This is a genomic window from Streptomyces sp. GESEQ-4 (assembly GCF_017948455.1).
GTDB lineage: Bacteria > Actinomycetota > Actinomycetes > Streptomycetales > Streptomycetaceae > Streptomyces.
Window position 1 is genome coordinate 943,739 of the sequence record NZ_JAFFSU010000001.1, and the last position, 16,638, is coordinate 960,376.

Here is a 16,638-nt window from a genome sequence, read left to right on the forward strand (position 1 = left end):
CTTCGTCCGTGGTGGGGGACCGGTGGGTCCTCCGGTACGGGCCGGACCGCGGTGTGCGGTGTCGCGTACACCGGCCGCCCGGCCCGGCGCCCGATGCGGAACACCGGTCGCCTCCGGGGAGCCGAGTGCAGCGTGCGGGGGCGGCGGACGGACGGGGTGGGCCCGTCGGCCGCGGGGAGGGGCGCTGAGGTGGCAGGGCGTGCGCCGGTCATGCGGATTGCTCGCCTTCGGCCGTCGTGTCGGTGCCGTGGAGCATGGTGAGTTCGAGCCAGGAGAGGTTCTCGGGGTCGTGGTGGACCGTCTGTTCGGCCACGATCGGGACGCTTTCCTGGCCGATCGGGCCGCCGGTGTTGAGGTTGCGGTCGTACTGGGGGAAGTTGCTGCTGGAGACATGGATCCGCAGGCGGTGCCCGGCAGGGAGGCGCCAGGCCGTGTGCCCCAGGTCGAGGCGGAGCGTGCTGACCGTCCCGGGCGTGAGGGGCCGTTCCGTGTCCGGTCCGTGGCGGTGGCGGGCCCGGGTGATGCCGTCGGCGACGAGCAGGGCGCGGCCGTCGGGGAGGACGTCGAGGAGTTTGCCGGTGAAGTCGGTGTCGGGTGCGCTGCTTTCGACCGACAGCGCCAGCCGGACGGGGCCCGCCAGATCGAGGGTCTCTGTGAGCGGCTCGGAGGTGTAACTGAGCACGTCCAGGCGGTGTTCGAGATGGTTCTGGGCGAGCGGCCCGGGTACCAGGTCGCCCAGGTTGAGCACTCGTCCGCCGTGGCTGGGCACCGGGTCGGCCGGATCGTAGCGGTAGTGGGCGGGCGGCTCGTGCCGCTCGGGTGCGTTGCCCAGGATGCCGCCCTGCCGCAGGTACCACCGCCGGGTCACCGCGCGCGGCGGCGGCCACCGGGCGCTCGTACGCCACTGTCCCGCGCCCATGAGGAAGTACCGCACCCTTGGCAACTCCCGCTGTGCGCCGCGCAGATAGCGGTCGAAGAACGCCAGGTGCTGTTCGGCGAGCCCGCCGAAGCGCGCGGAGGAGGCCAGGCCGAAGTTCATCTCGCCCTGGATCGGCAGCAGTGAGCTCAGGTGGGCCCAGCTGCCCATGATCAGGTGGTGGTGGCCCGCGCGGGATGTCAGGTCCTGGTGCAGGGCGAGGGTGGCGGTGGCGTAGATGTCGTACCAGCCGCTGAGGGAGAGCGTGGGGATGTCGATGTCCTCGGCGTGGACGTCCGGGATCTCGGTCTGGCCCGCGAGGACGTCCCTGAGCAGTGGGGGGAAGTCCTCCAGGTCGAGGATGTCGGTGAGGGGGAGCTGTTCCATCGCGCGCCGTGGATTCCTGGCGCAGTCCGCGATCGCCTCGATCGTCTTGCGCGGTGGCGGATCGCCGCCGGCCAGCCGGCGGCGCAGCCACTCCGGGGCCATCAACACCGCGGCCCAGCTGACCAGTTGGTCCAGGCGCAGTGCCCCGCCGGTGGCGCGGGCGTCGTAGTCGCCGACCGCGCACATGGCCGGGGCGATGGCACGCAGGTGCGGCGGGCGCAGCGCGGCGCCGACCCACTGCACGATGCCGAGGTAGGAGGGACCCACCATGCCGACGTTGCCGTCGCACCACGGGCGGGTGGCGATCCACTCGACGGTGTCGTGGGTGTCCAGCGCCTCCTGCCGCCACATGACCGGCTGCCAGTCGCCGTCGGAGGCGAACCGGCCCCGGCTGTCCTGGAGGACGACGGTGTAGCCGGCCTCCACGGCCAGGGCGGCGGGCAGGACGTCCAGCAGGGGCATCCGGCGTTTGTCGTAGGGGCCGCGGTAGAGCAGTGCGGGCGTGAGGCCGTCGGCGGGCGGGTGCCACACGTCGGCGCGCAGGACCACTCCGTCCCGCATGGGGGCGGGCACGTCGCGCTCGATCGTCTCCGCCTGGGGTGCGGTCATGGCTGTCGGCTCCTCCCGAGGGACTCACGTTTGACCGTGATCCCGGCCTGCCGCCGGTCCCAGGTGTCGTCCGTCAGGCCCTCCGCGCGCAGCGCGTGCTTGAGCACCTTCGCGGTGGGTGTCTTGGGCAGTTCGTCCAGGACGCGGACATAGCGCGGCACCATGAAGTGGGGCATGCGCGGGACGAGGTACTCGATCAACTCGGCCGGGTCGACGGCCCGGCCCGGTGCGGGGGCGACCGCGAGGAGGACCTCGTCCTCGCCGTGTTCGCTCGGCACGGCCACCGCGGCCGACTCGCGCACCGCCGGATGGGTCATCGCCTCGGACTCCACTTCGAAGGAGGAGATGTTCTCCCCCCTGCGGCGGATCGCGTCCTTGAGGCGGTCGACGAAGAAGACCCGGCCCGCACCGTCCCGGCGCACCGCGTCCCCGGTGTGGAACCAGCCGTTGCGCCAGGCCGCGGCCGTCGCCTCCGGCATCCCGGGGTAGCCGTGAGACAGCGACCACGGCCGGTCGGCGCGCAGCACGAGCTCACCGCTGTGGCCCGGGGGCACCTGCCGGTCGTACGCGTCGACCACGCGGATCTCGATGCCGGGGCGCGGCGTTCCGCACAGTCCGCTCTCCTTCGGATCCGGCTCGGAGATCAGCGGGACCGATGTCTCGGTCATGTTGAACAGGGTGTGGACCTCGATGCCGAAGCGCTGCGACAGCTCAGCGCTGTTGTCGCCGAGCGGAAGCAACCACACCCATTTCAGCGGGTGTCGGACGTCGCTTTCCGCCGGGTCGCGCGTGAGCAGGAAGGACGCCATGACGCCGAGCAGGGTGCAGCAGGTGACGCGGTGGGCCCGTACGACGTCCCAGAACGCGTCGGTGGCGAAGGAGTCGACCACGAGAACGGACCCGCCGAGCAGCAGCATCGCGTACACCCCGATCGTCCCGCCCGCATGGAACAGCGGCAGTTGGACGAGGTAGCGGTCCCCCTCCCCGGCCCGCCCGGCGAAGGCGGCGACGGCCGCTGAGTAGTGGTGGACGTAGGAGCACAGCACGCCCTTCGAGGGGCCGGTCGTGCCCGACGTGTAGATGATCCCGAACGTGTCCCAAGGCTCCGCTGGATACGGCTCGAAGCCGCCCGGATCGGCGTGGAGTTCCTGCGGGCCGACGACCGTGGGACGCCGGTCCCCGGGCTCGATCTCCGCCAGTCGCGGGGCGAGTTCGCGATGCGCGACGACCAGCGCCGCCCCGGAATTGGCCAGTACGTGCTCCAGCATCCGGCCCCGGTAGGCGGTGTTGACGGGTACGCAGGTCGCGCCCGCGAGGTTGGTGCCGAACCAGGCCAGCAGCGCGTCCGGCCCGTTGGGCAGCCACGAGAGCACGCGGTCGCCCGGTCGCACCCCGTGTGCCGCGAGGGCCGCCGCGGCGCCGAGCGAGCGCCGCAGGGTTTCGCCGTACGTCCAGCTCTCCCCGTCGGCGAAGACGGCGAAGACCCGGTCGGGGTGCGCGCGGGCACGGGCGGTGAGCAGTCCGGCGACCGTGCAGGACGCGGCGTCCGGCACCCGTGGATCGTCCATGGCCAGGATCCGGACCGGCGGAGTCATGACCGTATCCATCGGCGGTGTCATGACCGTATCCATCCGCCGTCGACGAACAGGCACTGACCCGTCACATAGCTCGCCTCGGCGGAGGCCAGCCATGCCACGGCCGCCGCCACCTCCTGCGGAGTGCCGAAACGGCTGATCGGCTGGGTGCGTACGTGCTTCTCGCCGATCCGGACGAGGTCCTCGGCCATGGCGAGCATGGGCGTGTCGACGAAGCCCGGGCAGACGGCGTTGGCGCGCACGCCGGCCGGGCCCAGCTCGGCCGCGAGGGACCGCGTGAGGGTGGCGAGACCGCCCTTGGACACGTCGTACGCCACCTGTCCGACGTTGCCGATCATCGCCACGGAGGAGAGGTTGACCACCGCGCCGCCGTCGGCCCGGGCGAGCAGGGCCGCGGCGCGGCGCGACAGGAAGAAGGGCGCGTGCAGGTTGACGGACAGCACCTTGTGCCAGATCTTCGGCGTGTGGTCCGCGAGCGTTCCGCGGAACCCGATGCCCGCGTTGTTCACCAGCACATCGAGTCCGCCCCAGGCCCGCTCGACGCGGTCCACCACGTCCTGGGCCTGCTCCTCGTGGGCGATGTTCGCCGGTACGGCGAGTCCGCCCACCTGCGCGGCCATGCGCTCGGCGGCCTCCTCGTCGATGTCGTTGACCGCGACCGTCGCGCCCTCCTCGGCGAGCCGGGTGACGATCGCCGCGCCGATGCCCCTGCCACCGCCGGTGACCAGCGCGGTGCGTCCCTTGAACAGTTCGTTCATTCGTAGCTCCCCACGAGTCGCTCCAGTGCTTGGAAGTGCCTCTCGTGCCTGCTGGCCGTCGCGTAGTCCACCGGGCGCCGCCGCGTGAGCGCCGCTTCGAGTCCGGTGTGCGTGGCCGGGTTGCGTACGGTCAGCAGCAGGGCGTCGCTGCCCGCGCCGCAGCCGTAGCCGAGGACCGCGATCCGGTCGCCGGGGAGGGCCAGCTCCAGTGCCCGGGCAAGTCCCAGCAGAGGTGCCGCCGCGCCCGTGTCGCCTATGCCGTGCGCGACGACGCAGGGCAGGGCGGAGCGGTCGGGCTGGCCGAGACGCCGGGCCAGCCGGATCGGGGTGATGGCGTCCGGCTGCGGGCCGGCCAGGAAACGCAACGGCTTGCTGGGCGGGCCGAGTTGTTCCCAGGCGGTGACGCAGTGGTCGTACAGCCCGATGTCGGTGGCCGTCATCACCGCCCCGCCGGTGCGGATGTGCCGCTCGCCGTCGGCGCGGAAGCCGTCGTTGGTGTCGGAGACCGCCGAGCCGACGGCGTCCACGGTGGCCAGCGTGGCGTCGCGGGTGACCAGGAGTGCCGCCGCTCCGGAGCCCGCGGTGTACTCCTGCGGATCGCCCGGCGCGATATGCGGTCCCAGCGTGTCCGTCCCCACCGCCAGCGCCGCCTCGGCGAAGCCGGCCCGCACCCAGGCCAGCGCGCACAGCAGGGCGGCCGTCCCGGACTTGCCGGAGAACTGCACGTCGGCGGCGAAGGACGCGGGCGGCAGGCCGGCCATGTCGGCCAGCAGCGCCGCACTGGCCTTGGTGAGGTACGGGCCGGTCTGCGAGCCGAAGAAGACCGCCTGCGGTGTCGCGGACGCCTCGCGCAGGGCGACGGCCGTGGCCTCGGCCGCCAGCGTCACCGCGTCCGCGTCGGGGTCGCACACGGCGCGGTGGGTGACGCCCTTGCGCCGCACCACGTCCAGCGGCACATTCCGCCACACCTCGTGGATCTCCTCCACGGCGAGCCGGCCGGCGGGGAGCGCCGTGCCGATCGCGGAGATCCCCACGTCGTGCGGGGCGGGACCGGGCGTGTTCCCGGCGGCGTCGGTGACGTCCACGGGGATGCCGGTGAGCCGGGGCCAGTCGCCGCTCATCGCGCCCTCCGCGGCCGGAACTTGTAGCCGTACTGGTAGGGCCCCGAGGCCTCGCGCCGCCACTTGCGGACGACCAGCTCGACCTCGGTCCCTTCGGCCACGGCCGGGGGATCGCCGTCGTGACCGGCGTCGACGTCGACGAGTTCGGTGAGCACGTGGGGTCCGTCCTCCAGCTCGACGATGGCGAAGGGGCGGGCGGCGCGGCCGGCGTGGCCGATCAGCGGGGTGTGGTCCTCCGCCGTGCCCACCACCCGGCCGAAGGGCGCCAGTTCGCTCTCGCGCAGGTCGCGCGAGCGGCAGTCGGGGCAGACACGGCGTGCGGGGAAGAACGTCAGCCCGCAGCTCGTGCAGTGGTTGCCGACGAGGCGGTAGCGACCGGCACGCGAGCGCCAGGCCTTGGCGGGGGTCGGGGTGGCGATGCGGTAAATCGGTTCCGTGGGGGACCACATGGAGCGCTGTCCCTCCTTTCCTGCGTGGGTCGTTCAGCGTGGGCGCCGCAGCACGGCGACGGCGCTGGTGGCGTTGGAGCCGCCCATGGACTGGCAGACCGCGATCTCCGCGTCCGGCACCTGGCGTTCCCCGCACCGGCCCCGCAGTTGGAGTGCCGACTCCACGGCGACGCTGATCCCGGTGGCACCGGTGGGATGACCGAGGCCGATCCGGCCGCCGTCGGTGTTGGCGGGGCAGCGGCCCTCCAGCGCCGTCTCCCCGTCGGCCACCGCCGCCGCGGCCTTGCCCGTGGGGAAGATCCCCAGCCCCTCCAGGTGCAGCGCGCCCATCACGCTGAAGCAGTCGTGCACCTGGGCCAGATCGATGTGCTGCGGCTCGATGCCGGCCTGCGCATAGGCGGCCTTGGCGGCCACCGCCGTCGGCACCGCCTCGGCGATGTCGGCGCCCGCAGAGGCCGGATGGCCGAACTTCGCGGCCAGGACGTTGGGCCCGGTGGCCTGCGCGATGCCCGCGATCTCCACCGGCTCGCACGCTCCCGGAGTGTCGTCGCGGCGCATCAGCACGACCGCCGAGGAACCGTCACAGGCCCGTCCGCAGGCCGCCCGCGTGATGGGCCGCGACACCATGGGACTGTCGAGGACCTGCGGCACGGTGAGTTCGGGCCGCCCGTGATCGACGGCGTTCGGGTTGCGTGTGGCGTACCAGCGGTCCTGTACGACCCACTGGGCGATCGCCTCGTGCGTGGCGCCGTACTTGCGCATGTACTGGTCCTGCATCAGCGCCATGAGGTCGACGTAGTCGAAGCCCGCCGGCGCCTCGAACTCGGCGTCGGGGAAGTGCAGCATCGAGTCGGCGGTCGACGCCGTGTCCGACACCTTCTCCACGCCGATGACCAGCACGGCCCGCGCCATGCCGGCGGCGAGGGCGGCCACGGCGCCGCGCAGGGCCACCGTGCCTCCGGCGCAGGCGGCGTTGACCTGGCTGAAAGCCCTCGGGGCGAGGCCGAGTTCGTCGGCGGCTACGGCACCGAGGTTCTGCTGCTCGAACGTCTCCGGCAGCGATACCGACACAAAGCCGTCGGTGATGTCCCCGGCGTCGAGGCGCGCGTCCTCAAGGGCCGAGAACGCGGACTCGACGACGAGGTCCTTCCAGTCCCGCGCCGGGAAGAAGCCGTGCCGCGTGATCGCGGCGCCGGCGATGACAACTCCCGTTCCATCCATGGGAAGACCCCGCTTCACGAGGGTTAATGAATGTTCATTAATGTCCGGGAGGATGTACGGACTGTCAAGGCGGTGCGCACGAGGTTTCTCCGGCGGGCGGCGCCGGAGCACCGGGGCGGGCGCGCGGAGGCCGACCGGCCGGTACCGCGAGTCCCGGCGCGGCCCTCCGGGCGGTACCTGTCGTGCCTGGCCGCCCGGGCCGTGCCGGGATGTGCTGATGGGGAGCGCGTTTCCCGGCTCACTCACCACGCTCCGGCGACCAACCGCTGTCGACAGGGAGGCCCCCATGCCGCATTCGGCCCGCGTAACCGGTACGGCGTTCGAGGACGTGCTCATCACCGGTCTCGGCTTCGTACTGCCGGGCGCCGACAGCCCAGAGGTGGCCTGGCGACAGTTACGGGAAGGAGACTCCCAGCTCAGCGCGCTGCCGCCGGTCCTCTCCTCCGGCACCGGCATTCACAGCGCCGGCCGGCTGGGGGACTTCGAGCACACGCCCTACCTGCCGGACCTGCCCGACAACTTCGCCAAGCGGTACAGCCGGGAGATCCTCGTCGTCCTCTCGGCCGTGCAGAACGCCGCGCGGGACGCCGGACTGGCGGACGACGGAGCGATCGACCCGCCACGCACCGGGGTCGTCGCCTCCTGCTCCCGCGGACCGGCCGAGTGGTGGTCCCAGACCGCCTCGGGCACGGCCTGGGACCCCGCCCGCCCCCCGGTCTCCCCGGCCCAGGCGGTCTTCGCCTCACTGGCCGGGACACCCGCGTCGCTCAGCGCCGTCCGGCTGGGCGCGCAGGCACTGGTCTCCACCGTCAGCAACGCCTGCGTGGGCGGCCATCAGGCGCTGGCCCTGGCAGCCCACGAGATCCAGCGCGGCGCCGCCGACGTGATGTTCGTCGTCGGCCACGAACTCCCGCTCACCCCCGAGGTGTTGCAGGTCTACTCGGCGTCCGGCACCAGCGTGCTGTCCCGGGACACCGAACCCCGGCGCGCGATCAAGCCGTACGACCTGCGCAGGGACGGCTTCGCGCTCGGCGAGGGCGCCGTGGTCGCCGTACTGGAACGCAGACAGCACGCCGAGGCCCGGCAGGCACCCGTCTACGCCGCGCTGCGGGCCTGCCACAGCATCAGCGAGGCCGCCCACGCGACCCGGATGGACCTGAGCGGGCAGAGCACGGCGCGGCTGATGGCCGACACCCTCGACACGGCGGGCGCCTCGCCGGGGGAACTGGACTACATCTGCGGTCACGGAACCGCCACCCGCTACAACGACCTGGCCGAGAGCCGCGCGCTCGGCCACCTCTTCGGACCCCGGCGCGGCGACTGGACGCCGCTGGGCTCCGTCAAACCGGTCTACGGCCATCTGCTGGGCGCCGCGGGCCTGGTGAACTGCGCCGCGCTCGCCCTGATGCTCAAACACCAGTGCCTGGCGCCGACGATCAACTGCGAGACCGTGGAGCCCGAGTGCGACCACGACCACGTCACCGAAGGCGCCCGCCCCGGCGAGGTACGCCTGGCGATGTCCCTGGCCTTCGCCATCGGCAGCCAGAGTTCCGCGCTGATCATGGAGGCCGCCGGATGACCCCGGTGATGGCCGCCGACCCCGACGAGCTGTGCGGGCGGTTCCTGAGGCCGGGCATGCAGGTGCACATCGCCTCGACCATGTCCCGCCCCAACGCCCTGGTGCTGGCGCTCGCCCGGGTCTTCCGGGGCACGGGCCAGTTCCGGATCAGCGTCAACGCCCTGCACGCCGGCGTGCACGCGCTGACCATGGCGGGAGTGGTCGAGCACGCCGTCATCGGCTTCGCGGGCGACACCTTCCCGACGTCCCGCCCCAACCGGCTCTACGCGAGGCTGCCCGAGGGCGACCCGTTCCCGGTCGAGGAGTGGAGCCTGCTCTCCCTGCTGCAACGGCTGATGGCGGGAGCCACGGGCGCCCCGTTCGCGGTCAGCACCTCGCTGTCCGGCTCCGATCTGCCGCAGGGGCACCGGCAGTTGGACGCGCTGCGGCACGAGACGGGAGAGGCCGTGCTGGTGCCCGCGCTCCGCCCCGACGTGACGCTGCTGCACGCGCAGTGCGCGGACGAGCGGGGCAACCTGTCTCTCTCCGGTCCCGTCGCGGAGGGCTGGTGGGGCGCGCTGGCGGCCGAGCGGGGCGTCCTCGCCACGGTGGAGACGGTGCGCGCGGACCCACCCGCGGGCGCGGCCTGCCAGATCCCGGCCGAGCGGGTGCTGGGCCTCGCCCCCTGCCCGTACGGCGCCCACCCGCAGGGCCTCACACCGCTGCCCGACGCCGGAGTGGAGGGCTACCTCGACGACTACCTGTTCCTGGAGGACCTGGCCCAGGCGTGTGCCGATCCCGCCCTCACCGAGGAGTGGTTCGAACGGTGGGTCACGGGAACAGGCGGACACCAGGGATACCTGGCCAGGCTGGGGGAGACACGGCTGGCCGGCCTCCACCCGGCCGCGCCGGTCACCGCGGCCGTGCCCGACGTCATCGCCCGCTCCGCGCCACCGACCGACCGCGAACACCACCTGGTGCTGGCGGCCCGCACCATCGCCCGCACCCTACGGACACGGGGCTACGGCACCGTCCTCGCCGGCATCGGCACGGCCCACGTGGCCAGTTGGCTGGCCGCACGCCTGCTGCACGAGGAGGGCGTCCACGTCCAGGTCGTCAACGAACTCGGCATGATCGACTTCCTGCCGCGGGCCGGGGACACCTTCCTGTTCTCCCAACGGCATGTGCAGGCGTGCCGTCAGCACGCCGGGACGTGGGAAGTGCTCGGCGGCCTCGTCGCGGGCGGAGCCGACCGCACCCTGGGCGTCCTGTCCGCAGCGCAGATCGATCAGCAGGGCCGGATCAACACCAGCCGTACGCCCGGCGGCGGCTTCCTGGTCGGCTCCGGCGGCGCCAACGACGTGGCCAGCCATGTGGAGACGATCGTGGTGACGGCCGCATCACCGCGCCGCTGCCCCGAGACGGTCGGCTTCGTCACCAGCCCCGGCCGCAACGTCAGCCAAGTGGTGACCGAGTTCGGCTGCTTCGAACGGGACAAGACGGGCGAGCCCTTTCGCCTCGCGACCTGGGCACCTCCGCCCGGCCTCGTCAGCGCCGACGCCGCGGGCCCCGCCGAGACCGTGCGGGACCGCACCGGATGGCAGGTCAGGATCGCCGACCCGCTGCGGCACGAACCGCCCCCGACCGCCGGCGAACTGGCCCTCCTGCGCTCGATCGACCCCGAAGGGATCTACCGATGACCGTCTTCTGCCCGCCCGTCCAGCTCGCCGGGATCGGCCACGACTTCCCCGGAGAGCCGGTCCGCAACGACCACTTCACCAGCAGGCCCGAACTGGGCGTGGACGAGGAGTGGATCCTGCGCCACACCGGCGTCGCCGCCCGGCACTGGCCGCCGGAGGGCGAACGGCACGTGGACATGGCCGAGCGCGCCGCCCGCCGGGCGCTCGCCGAGGCCGAGCTGGACCCCGGCGACATCGACGTCATCCTCGGCACGAGCGCCACCGCGCGCCCCCGCGTCAATCCCACGAGCCCCGGCAACAACTACATGGACGTCGCCCTGCCGGTGCAGCGCCGCCTCGGCGCCCCGAAGGCGATGTGCCTGGACGTGACCGGCGTCGCCTGCTCCGGCTTCCTGCACGCCTCCGCCGTCGCCCGCGGCCTCATCGCCACCGGCCACCGCACCGTCCTGATCGTCTGCGCCGAGAACCCCCGGCCGATCCTCAACTTCTCCTACCGCAACTCCGTCCTGTTCGGCGGCGGCGCCGCCGCGGGCGTGTGGCGGGCGAACCCCGGGTCGGACGACGGTCTGCACGCCGTGACACTGCACTCCGACGCCACCCACTACGACGCCTTCGACATCGACGAGCACGACACGATGGTGATGAAGGGGAAGGTCGTCGGCGAGTTCGCGCCCGGCGTGCTGGCGGACGCGACCCGGCGGGTTCTGCGGCAGGCGGACGCCGACCTCGACGACGTCGACTGGATCATCCCGCACCAGGGCAACATCAACCTGATCCACGACGTGCAGGACGCCCTCGGCATCCGCGACGACAAACGCGTGCTGCTCAACATCGAGCGGCGCGGCAACACCTCCAGCGTCAGCGTGCCCAGCTGTCTGTCGGAGTACGTCCACGACGGCACGATCGCGCGCGGCGACCGCATCCTGAGCATGGCCATCGGCCGCGGTTTCAGCTGGGGCGCGATGCTCTTCAGCTACGGCCGCCCCCGCCCGTGGGAGCAGTGATGCCGAGGCGGGGACAGGCCGTCGTCATCGGCGGCAGCCGGGGCCTCGGTGCCGCGATCGCGTACGCGCTCGGCGCCGCGGGATGGGCGACGACCGTCGCGGCCCGGGACACCGAGCAGTTGGAGCGCTGCCGCAAGGAAGCCGCCGAGCGGGGCGTGGAGTTGGCGACGGCACAGGTCGACACGCTCGGGCCCGCCGACGTGCGGCGCCTCTTCACCGACCTGGCACAACGGGGTCAGCTCGACGTGTGCGTCATGGCCGCGGGCCGCAACCTCTCCCAGCGGCTGCTGCGCCCGCCCCGTCAGGCGGGCGGCGCCTGGAGCGCGCACGGCATCGAGGAGTGGCACGCCACCGTCGACCTCAACCTCACCGGCACGTTCCTCGCCGGCCGCGAGGCAGCGCTCACCATGGCGCAAGCGGGTACCGGCGGCGTGCTCGTCCCCGTCGTCAGCTGCACCTGGCAGGGCTCCTGGGGCCAGTCGGCGTACGCGGCCGCCAAGGCCGGCGTGGTGTCGCTGACCCGCAGCTGGGCGCTCGAACTGGGCGAGTTCGGCATCCGGGTCGTCGCCGTCGCGCCCGGTGTGGTGGACGGCGCCGCACTGCGCGAGAAGGGCGCACGGCACCCCGCCCACGCCCGCTACATGGAGCGGCTGCGCGAACAGGTGCCGCTGCGCCGGTTCGCCGCCGAGCACGAGGTCGCGGAGACGGTGCTGCACGCCGTGACCAACCAGTACCTGACCGGCACCGTGATCGAGGTCGCCGGTGGGGGGTTCCCGGCCCGCATTCCCTGAACCGGCGGGCTCCACTGGTGGGCTCCACTTCAACTCCCTTGAGCCGGTGACCGGTACCGCAAGTCCCGGCCGGCCCGCCGAGCAGGTACTCGGCGGCCGATGTGATCGCCGTCCGCGCTGCCTAGCGTGGTCGGCGCCCTCACCTCGTACGACCGAACTTCCCCTCGTACGCCCGAACTCCCTTGACGGAGGTGTCCCTTGGCGAGCGGAATTGTCGTCGACCAGGATGTCGAGATCCCCATGCGCGACGGCACGGTGCTGCGCGCCGACGTCTGGCGGGTGCCGGGCGAGGCCCGCCCCGCGATCGTCTACCGGACGCCGTACGACAAGACGGCGACCAGGATGGACCCGCTGCCCCCGGACCGCTGCGTCCGGGCCGGTTACGCGGCCGTCGTGCAGGACACCCGGGGACGCTTCGCCTCCGACGGCGAGTGGGACACCGGGATGTGGGCCACCGAGGCCCGCGACACCCACGACACCGTCGAGTGGGTCGCGGTCCAGGACTGGTGCGACGGCGCCGTAGGGATGAGCGGGATGTCGTACCTCGGCATCGTGCAGTGGCTCGGGGCGATGCTGAAGCCCCCGCACCTGCGGGCGATCGCCCCGGCGATGACCACCTCGGCCGCGCACGACCCGCAGGCCACCGGCGGTGCGGTGCGCCTGTCCCACCTCGCCGGATGGCTCGGCTTCATGGCCGTCGACTGGATGCGCCGGCAGACGGCCAAGGAGCGCGGGCACGGCTTCTCGTCCGTGCTCCGTTATCTCAACTCCCCGCAGGAGCAACTGCGTCGGCTTCCCCTCGGCCGCATCCTGGACGTGCCGGACAGCCCGCTGTCCCTGGGGGCGATGGTGGAGCGGGGCCACGCGCACGGGCCCGACATCCGCACCACGGACGTCACCGTCCCCACCCTGTCGCTCACCGGCTGGTTCGACATCTACAACGGGCCGAGCATCGCCCTCCACGGCGAGCTGGCCCGCCGCGATCCGGGCGGCCACCGGCTCCTCATCGGGCCCTGGAGCCACTCCGGAACCCTGCCGCAGTACCAGGGCGAGCTGAACTTCGGGCTCACCGCGGCGGGGGAGTACGGCCCGGTGGCCGAACGGGTCCTGGACTTCTTCGACACCCACCTCAAGGGCGTCGAGCGCGCGGCCGATCCCGTGAGCTACTTCATGATGGGCGCCAACGAATGGCGCACGGCCCGGACTTGGCCGCCCGAGGAGTCGGCCGCCGGCCTGTGGTACCTGCGCGAGGGCGGCCGGCTCGCCCTGTATCCGCCGCAGGACGACGAGCCCGCCGACACCTACACCTACGATCCGGACGACCCGTCACCTACCCACGGGGGCCGCGTCCTGGCCCTCGGGGAACTCGTCGGCGGGCCGCTCAACCAGCGGCACCTGGAGGAGCGCGCCGACACCGTCGTCTACACCGGACCCGAACTCGCCGTCGCCATGGAGGCCGTCGGGCACGTCACCGCCTCCCTCTGCTTCGCCAGCACGGCGCCCGACACGGACATCGTCGTGAAGCTCACCGACGTCTTCCCCGACGGCCGTTCGATCCTGGTCTGCGACGGCGCGCTGCGCACCCGCTACCGCGAAGGCTTCGACAGTGAGAAGCCCCTCACCCCGTCGGTGCCCGAGCGGTGCACCGTCGACCTCGGGCACACCGCATGGCGGTTCGAGGCCGGACACCGGTTGCGGCTGCTGGTCACCAGCAGCAACTTCCCGCATCTGGACCGGAACATGAACACCGGCCGGCGCCCTGGCCAGGACACCGGGGGAGTGGTGGCCCGCCAGTCCGTCTTCCACGACGCGGCCCGGCCTTCGCTATTACGACTGCCCGTGCTGGGCCGCAGGCAGCCGGGGGAGGACGGCGGATGAGCCCGCACGGCTCCGTGCCCGCGCGCGAGGAGTGCGTCGTCAGCGAGCAGCTCGCCCGGCGGGCCGCCCGCCATCCCGACCGGCTCTTCGCCGTGTTCGAGCACGGCGAGCGATGGACGTACGCCGACGCCTGGCGGCAGGCCGGCTCGACGGGCGCGGCGCTCCGACTGCAGGGCGTGGGCCGCGGGGACGTGGTGATCAGCTGGCTGCCGAACGGGCCCGACCAGCTGCGGACGTGGTTCGGCACCGTCGCCGCCGGAGGCGTGTGGGCTCCGCTCAACACGGCCTACCGATGGCGGATGCTGGAGCGGGTCATACGGGGCCTGGACGCCCGGCTGCTGATCACCTGTCAGGACCTCGCGACGCACCTGCACGGCCTCGACCTCGGTCCGGACCTCACCGTGCTGGTCGTCGACGGCCCGACGGGCGACCCGTTGGCCACCGAGGCCGACCAACTCACCGCCCTCGACGCCCCGTTGGAGCCCTGGGACACCCAAGCCGTCATCCACACCTCCGGCACCAGCGGTCACTCCAAGGGCGTGCTGTGCAGCAACGCCCACCTCCACACCAGTGCCACGGCCGCCTACGGGCAGTGGCTCACCGGCGAGGACCGCTACCTCGTCACCCTGCCGCTCTTCCACGCCGGAGGCGTGCTCGGCGTCCTGGGCATGCTGGGCCTGGGTGGATCGGTCGCCGTCGTGTCGCACTTCCGCACCGAGGCCTTCTGGAAACAGGTCCGCGACCTCGGCGCGACCGCCTGCACCCTCCTCGGCGCCATGGCAGCCTTCCTCACCGAGCAGCCGCCCACCCCCGAGGACACCCGGCATCCGCTGCGCACGGCCTACGTCATCCCCTTCACGGAGACGGCCCTCGCCTTCGGTTCCCGGTTCGGCGTCGAGGTGCGCACGCTGTTCAACATGACCGAGACGTCCTGTCCGGTCATGTCGGGCCCCCGGCCGACCCGGCCCGGCAGCTGCGGCAGGCCGCGCCCCGGCATCGAGGCACGGGTCGTCGACTCGTACGACCGGGAAGTCCCGCGCGGCAGCGTCGGCGAACTGGTGCTGCGTGCGGAGGTGCCCTGGGCGTTCAGCCACGGCTATCACGGCATGCCGCAGGCGACGGCGGCCGCCTGGCGCAATGGCTGGTTCCACACCGGCGACGCCTTCCGTCAGGAGGCCGACGGCGAGCTGTACTTCGTCGACCGGATCAAGGACGCCATCCGCAGGCGCGGCGAGAACATCTCCTCCTTCGAGGTCGAGGAGGAACTGCGCGCCCACCCGGCCGTCCGCGACGCCGCGGCCGTGGGGGTTCCCGGCGAGCACGGCGAACAGGAAGTCCTCGCGGTCGTCAGCCCCGTACCCGGCGAGCACGTCGACCCCACCGCGCTGCTGCGCTTCCTGCGCCCGCGCATGGCCCACTTCATGCTTCCCCGCTACATCCGCACCCAGCCTGAACTGCCGGTCACACCCACCGGCAAGGTCCGCAAGGACCTGCTGCGCGACGCGGGCGTCACCGCCGACACCTGGGACCGCGAGACGGCCGGCCACACCGTCCGCCGCGACCCGGTCACCATCCACCGAGAGGACACCGAACACCCATGACCGACACGGCAGTTGGACCCATCCGCAGCGGAGGAACCTGGGCGGGGGCCGGAATCCGCATCACCGGCGTCGGGCACTACTTCCCCGAACGCGTCGTGCACAACACGCCGGACGCCGTCGGCGCCGAGGAGCGGTTCAACGCGATCGACCAGGCCGTGATCGGCCGGCTGAACGTCAAGTCGCGGCACGTCGCCGACGAGGCGGAGACCATCGACTACATGGCCGTCCGCGCGGCCGAGCACGCCCTGCGCGAGGCCGGCCGCACCGCGCGCGAGGTCGACCTGGTCATCGTCACCAACTGGACCGACCGGCAGTTCATCCCCGAGTACGGCCCCACAGTGGCGCACGAGCTCGGTGCCCGCTGCGCCCTCGGCTTCGACCTGTGCGGGGCCTGCGCCGGATTCGTGCACGGGGTGCAGTCCGCCGCCGCGATGCTGTCCTCGCCCGGCCCCTGGCGCACCGCCGTCGTCGTCAGCTCCGAACAGCTCTCGCGCGGCACCCGGCCGGGCAGCAAGGGCGAGCTGGTCGCGGGCGACGCGGCGGGAGCCGTCGTCCTGGAACGGACCGACGGCCTCGCGCCCACCGCCCCACGGCTGATCGACTCCGTGCTGTTCAGTGACGGCGAGGACGCGCGCGTCATCCACGCCCGCCGTCCCAACGGCTGGCTCACCAGCACCCCCGACCTCATCGAGCGGGCCATCGAGGGCAATCTGCGGGCCATCGAACTCCTCCTGGAACGCAACGGCCTGGAGATCGAGGACATCGACTGGGTGCTGATCCACCCCGGCACCGACCCGCTGCACACCGCCGTCCAGGAGAAGGCCGGCATCGACCCCGACCGCTTCGTGGTCACGATGGAGACGCGCGGCAACACCTCCAGCGCCTCCATCCCCATCGCCCTGTCCGAGCTGATCGACAGCGGCCGCACCCGCCCGGGCCAGCTGTACCTCACCCCGGCGATCGGCTCCGGGTTCTACGAGGGCGGGCTGCTGTTCCGGCTGTGAGCTCGGACTGCCCAGGCCATCAATGTCCCTTGAACGGAAGCGAGTT

13 protein-coding genes are annotated in these 16,638 nt (G+C 72.6%); 7 read left to right on the forward strand and 6 right to left on the reverse strand.

Annotation, left to right across the window (positions count from 1 at the left end; translation table 11 throughout):
• Positions 1-208: 208 nt before the first annotated feature.
• Genes KCH48_RS04285 through KCH48_RS04310 form a run of 6 tightly spaced genes read right to left on the reverse strand, consistent with a single transcriptional unit; the run spans position 209 to position 7,056 of the window.
• Positions 209-1,912 carry a CocE/NonD family hydrolase gene (locus tag KCH48_RS04285; protein ID WP_210570524.1) on the reverse strand — a complete coding sequence of 568 codons (1,704 nt, stop codon included), beginning with the start codon at positions 1,910-1,912 and terminating at the stop codon, positions 209-211.
• On the reverse strand, positions 1,909-3,507 hold the full coding sequence (locus KCH48_RS04290) for an AMP-binding protein (protein ID WP_246884711.1): 1,599 nt from the start codon (positions 3,505-3,507) through the stop codon (positions 1,909-1,911). The genes KCH48_RS04285 and KCH48_RS04290 overlap by 4 nt, the downstream gene beginning before the upstream one ends.
• Positions 3,508-3,527: 20 nt before the next feature.
• Positions 3,528-4,265, reverse strand: a complete 738-nt coding sequence (locus KCH48_RS04295) for an SDR family NAD(P)-dependent oxidoreductase (protein WP_210570526.1) — start codon at positions 4,263-4,265, stop codon at positions 3,528-3,530.
• Positions 4,262-5,386 carry a hypothetical protein gene (locus KCH48_RS04300; RefSeq protein ID WP_210570528.1) on the reverse strand — a complete coding sequence of 375 codons (1,125 nt, stop codon included), beginning with the start codon at positions 5,384-5,386 and terminating at the stop codon, positions 4,262-4,264. Before KCH48_RS04300 ends, KCH48_RS04295 begins: the two co-directional genes overlap by 4 nt.
• On the reverse strand, positions 5,383-5,835 hold the full coding sequence (locus KCH48_RS04305) for a Zn-ribbon domain-containing OB-fold protein (protein ID WP_210570530.1): 453 nt from the start codon (positions 5,833-5,835) through the stop codon (positions 5,383-5,385). Before KCH48_RS04305 ends, KCH48_RS04300 begins: the two co-directional genes overlap by 4 nt.
• Positions 5,836-5,868: 33 nt before the next feature.
• The gene (locus KCH48_RS04310; RefSeq protein WP_210570532.1) at positions 5,869-7,056 is read right to left on the reverse strand and encodes a thiolase family protein; all 1,188 of its coding nucleotides are present in this window, start codon (positions 7,054-7,056) and stop codon (positions 5,869-5,871) included.
• 286 nt (positions 7,057-7,342) lie between these two features.
• Between KCH48_RS04310 and KCH48_RS04315 the strand changes: the two genes are divergently transcribed.
• The 7 genes from KCH48_RS04315 to KCH48_RS04345 all read left to right on the forward strand — a co-directional run bounded on the left by KCH48_RS04315 (position 7,343) and on the right by KCH48_RS04345 (position 16,592).
• On the forward strand, positions 7,343-8,635 hold the full coding sequence (locus KCH48_RS04315) for a beta-ketoacyl synthase (protein ID WP_210570534.1): 1,293 nt from the start codon (positions 7,343-7,345) through the stop codon (positions 8,633-8,635).
• On the forward strand, positions 8,632-10,314 hold the full coding sequence (locus KCH48_RS04320; protein ID WP_210570536.1) for a CoA-transferase: 1,683 nt from the start codon (positions 8,632-8,634) through the stop codon (positions 10,312-10,314). The genes KCH48_RS04315 and KCH48_RS04320 overlap by 4 nt, the downstream gene beginning before the upstream one ends.
• Positions 10,311-11,318 (forward strand): ketoacyl-ACP synthase III, encoded by a 1,008-nt coding sequence (locus tag KCH48_RS04325; protein ID WP_210570538.1) that lies wholly within the window; start codon positions 10,311-10,313, stop codon positions 11,316-11,318. The genes KCH48_RS04320 and KCH48_RS04325 overlap by 4 nt, the downstream gene beginning before the upstream one ends.
• A complete protein-coding gene (locus tag KCH48_RS04330; RefSeq protein ID WP_210570540.1) occupies positions 11,318-12,109 on the forward strand; it encodes an SDR family NAD(P)-dependent oxidoreductase in 792 nt (263 codons plus the stop codon). The genes KCH48_RS04325 and KCH48_RS04330 overlap by 1 nt, the downstream gene beginning before the upstream one ends.
• A 198-nt stretch (positions 12,110-12,307) precedes the next feature.
• Entirely contained in the window at positions 12,308-13,987 is a 1,680-nt protein-coding gene (locus KCH48_RS04335) for a CocE/NonD family hydrolase (RefSeq protein ID WP_210570542.1), read from the forward strand.
• Complete coding sequence (locus KCH48_RS04340) at positions 13,984-15,588, forward strand: AMP-binding protein (RefSeq protein ID WP_210570543.1); 1,605 nt, start codon at positions 13,984-13,986, stop codon at positions 15,586-15,588. Before KCH48_RS04335 ends, KCH48_RS04340 begins: the two co-directional genes overlap by 4 nt.
• Positions 15,585-16,592, forward strand: coding sequence for a ketoacyl-ACP synthase III (locus tag KCH48_RS04345; protein WP_210570545.1), 1,008 nt, complete (start codon positions 15,585-15,587; stop codon positions 16,590-16,592). The genes KCH48_RS04340 and KCH48_RS04345 overlap by 4 nt, the downstream gene beginning before the upstream one ends.
• The last annotated feature ends 46 nt before the right edge of the window (positions 16,593-16,638 follow it).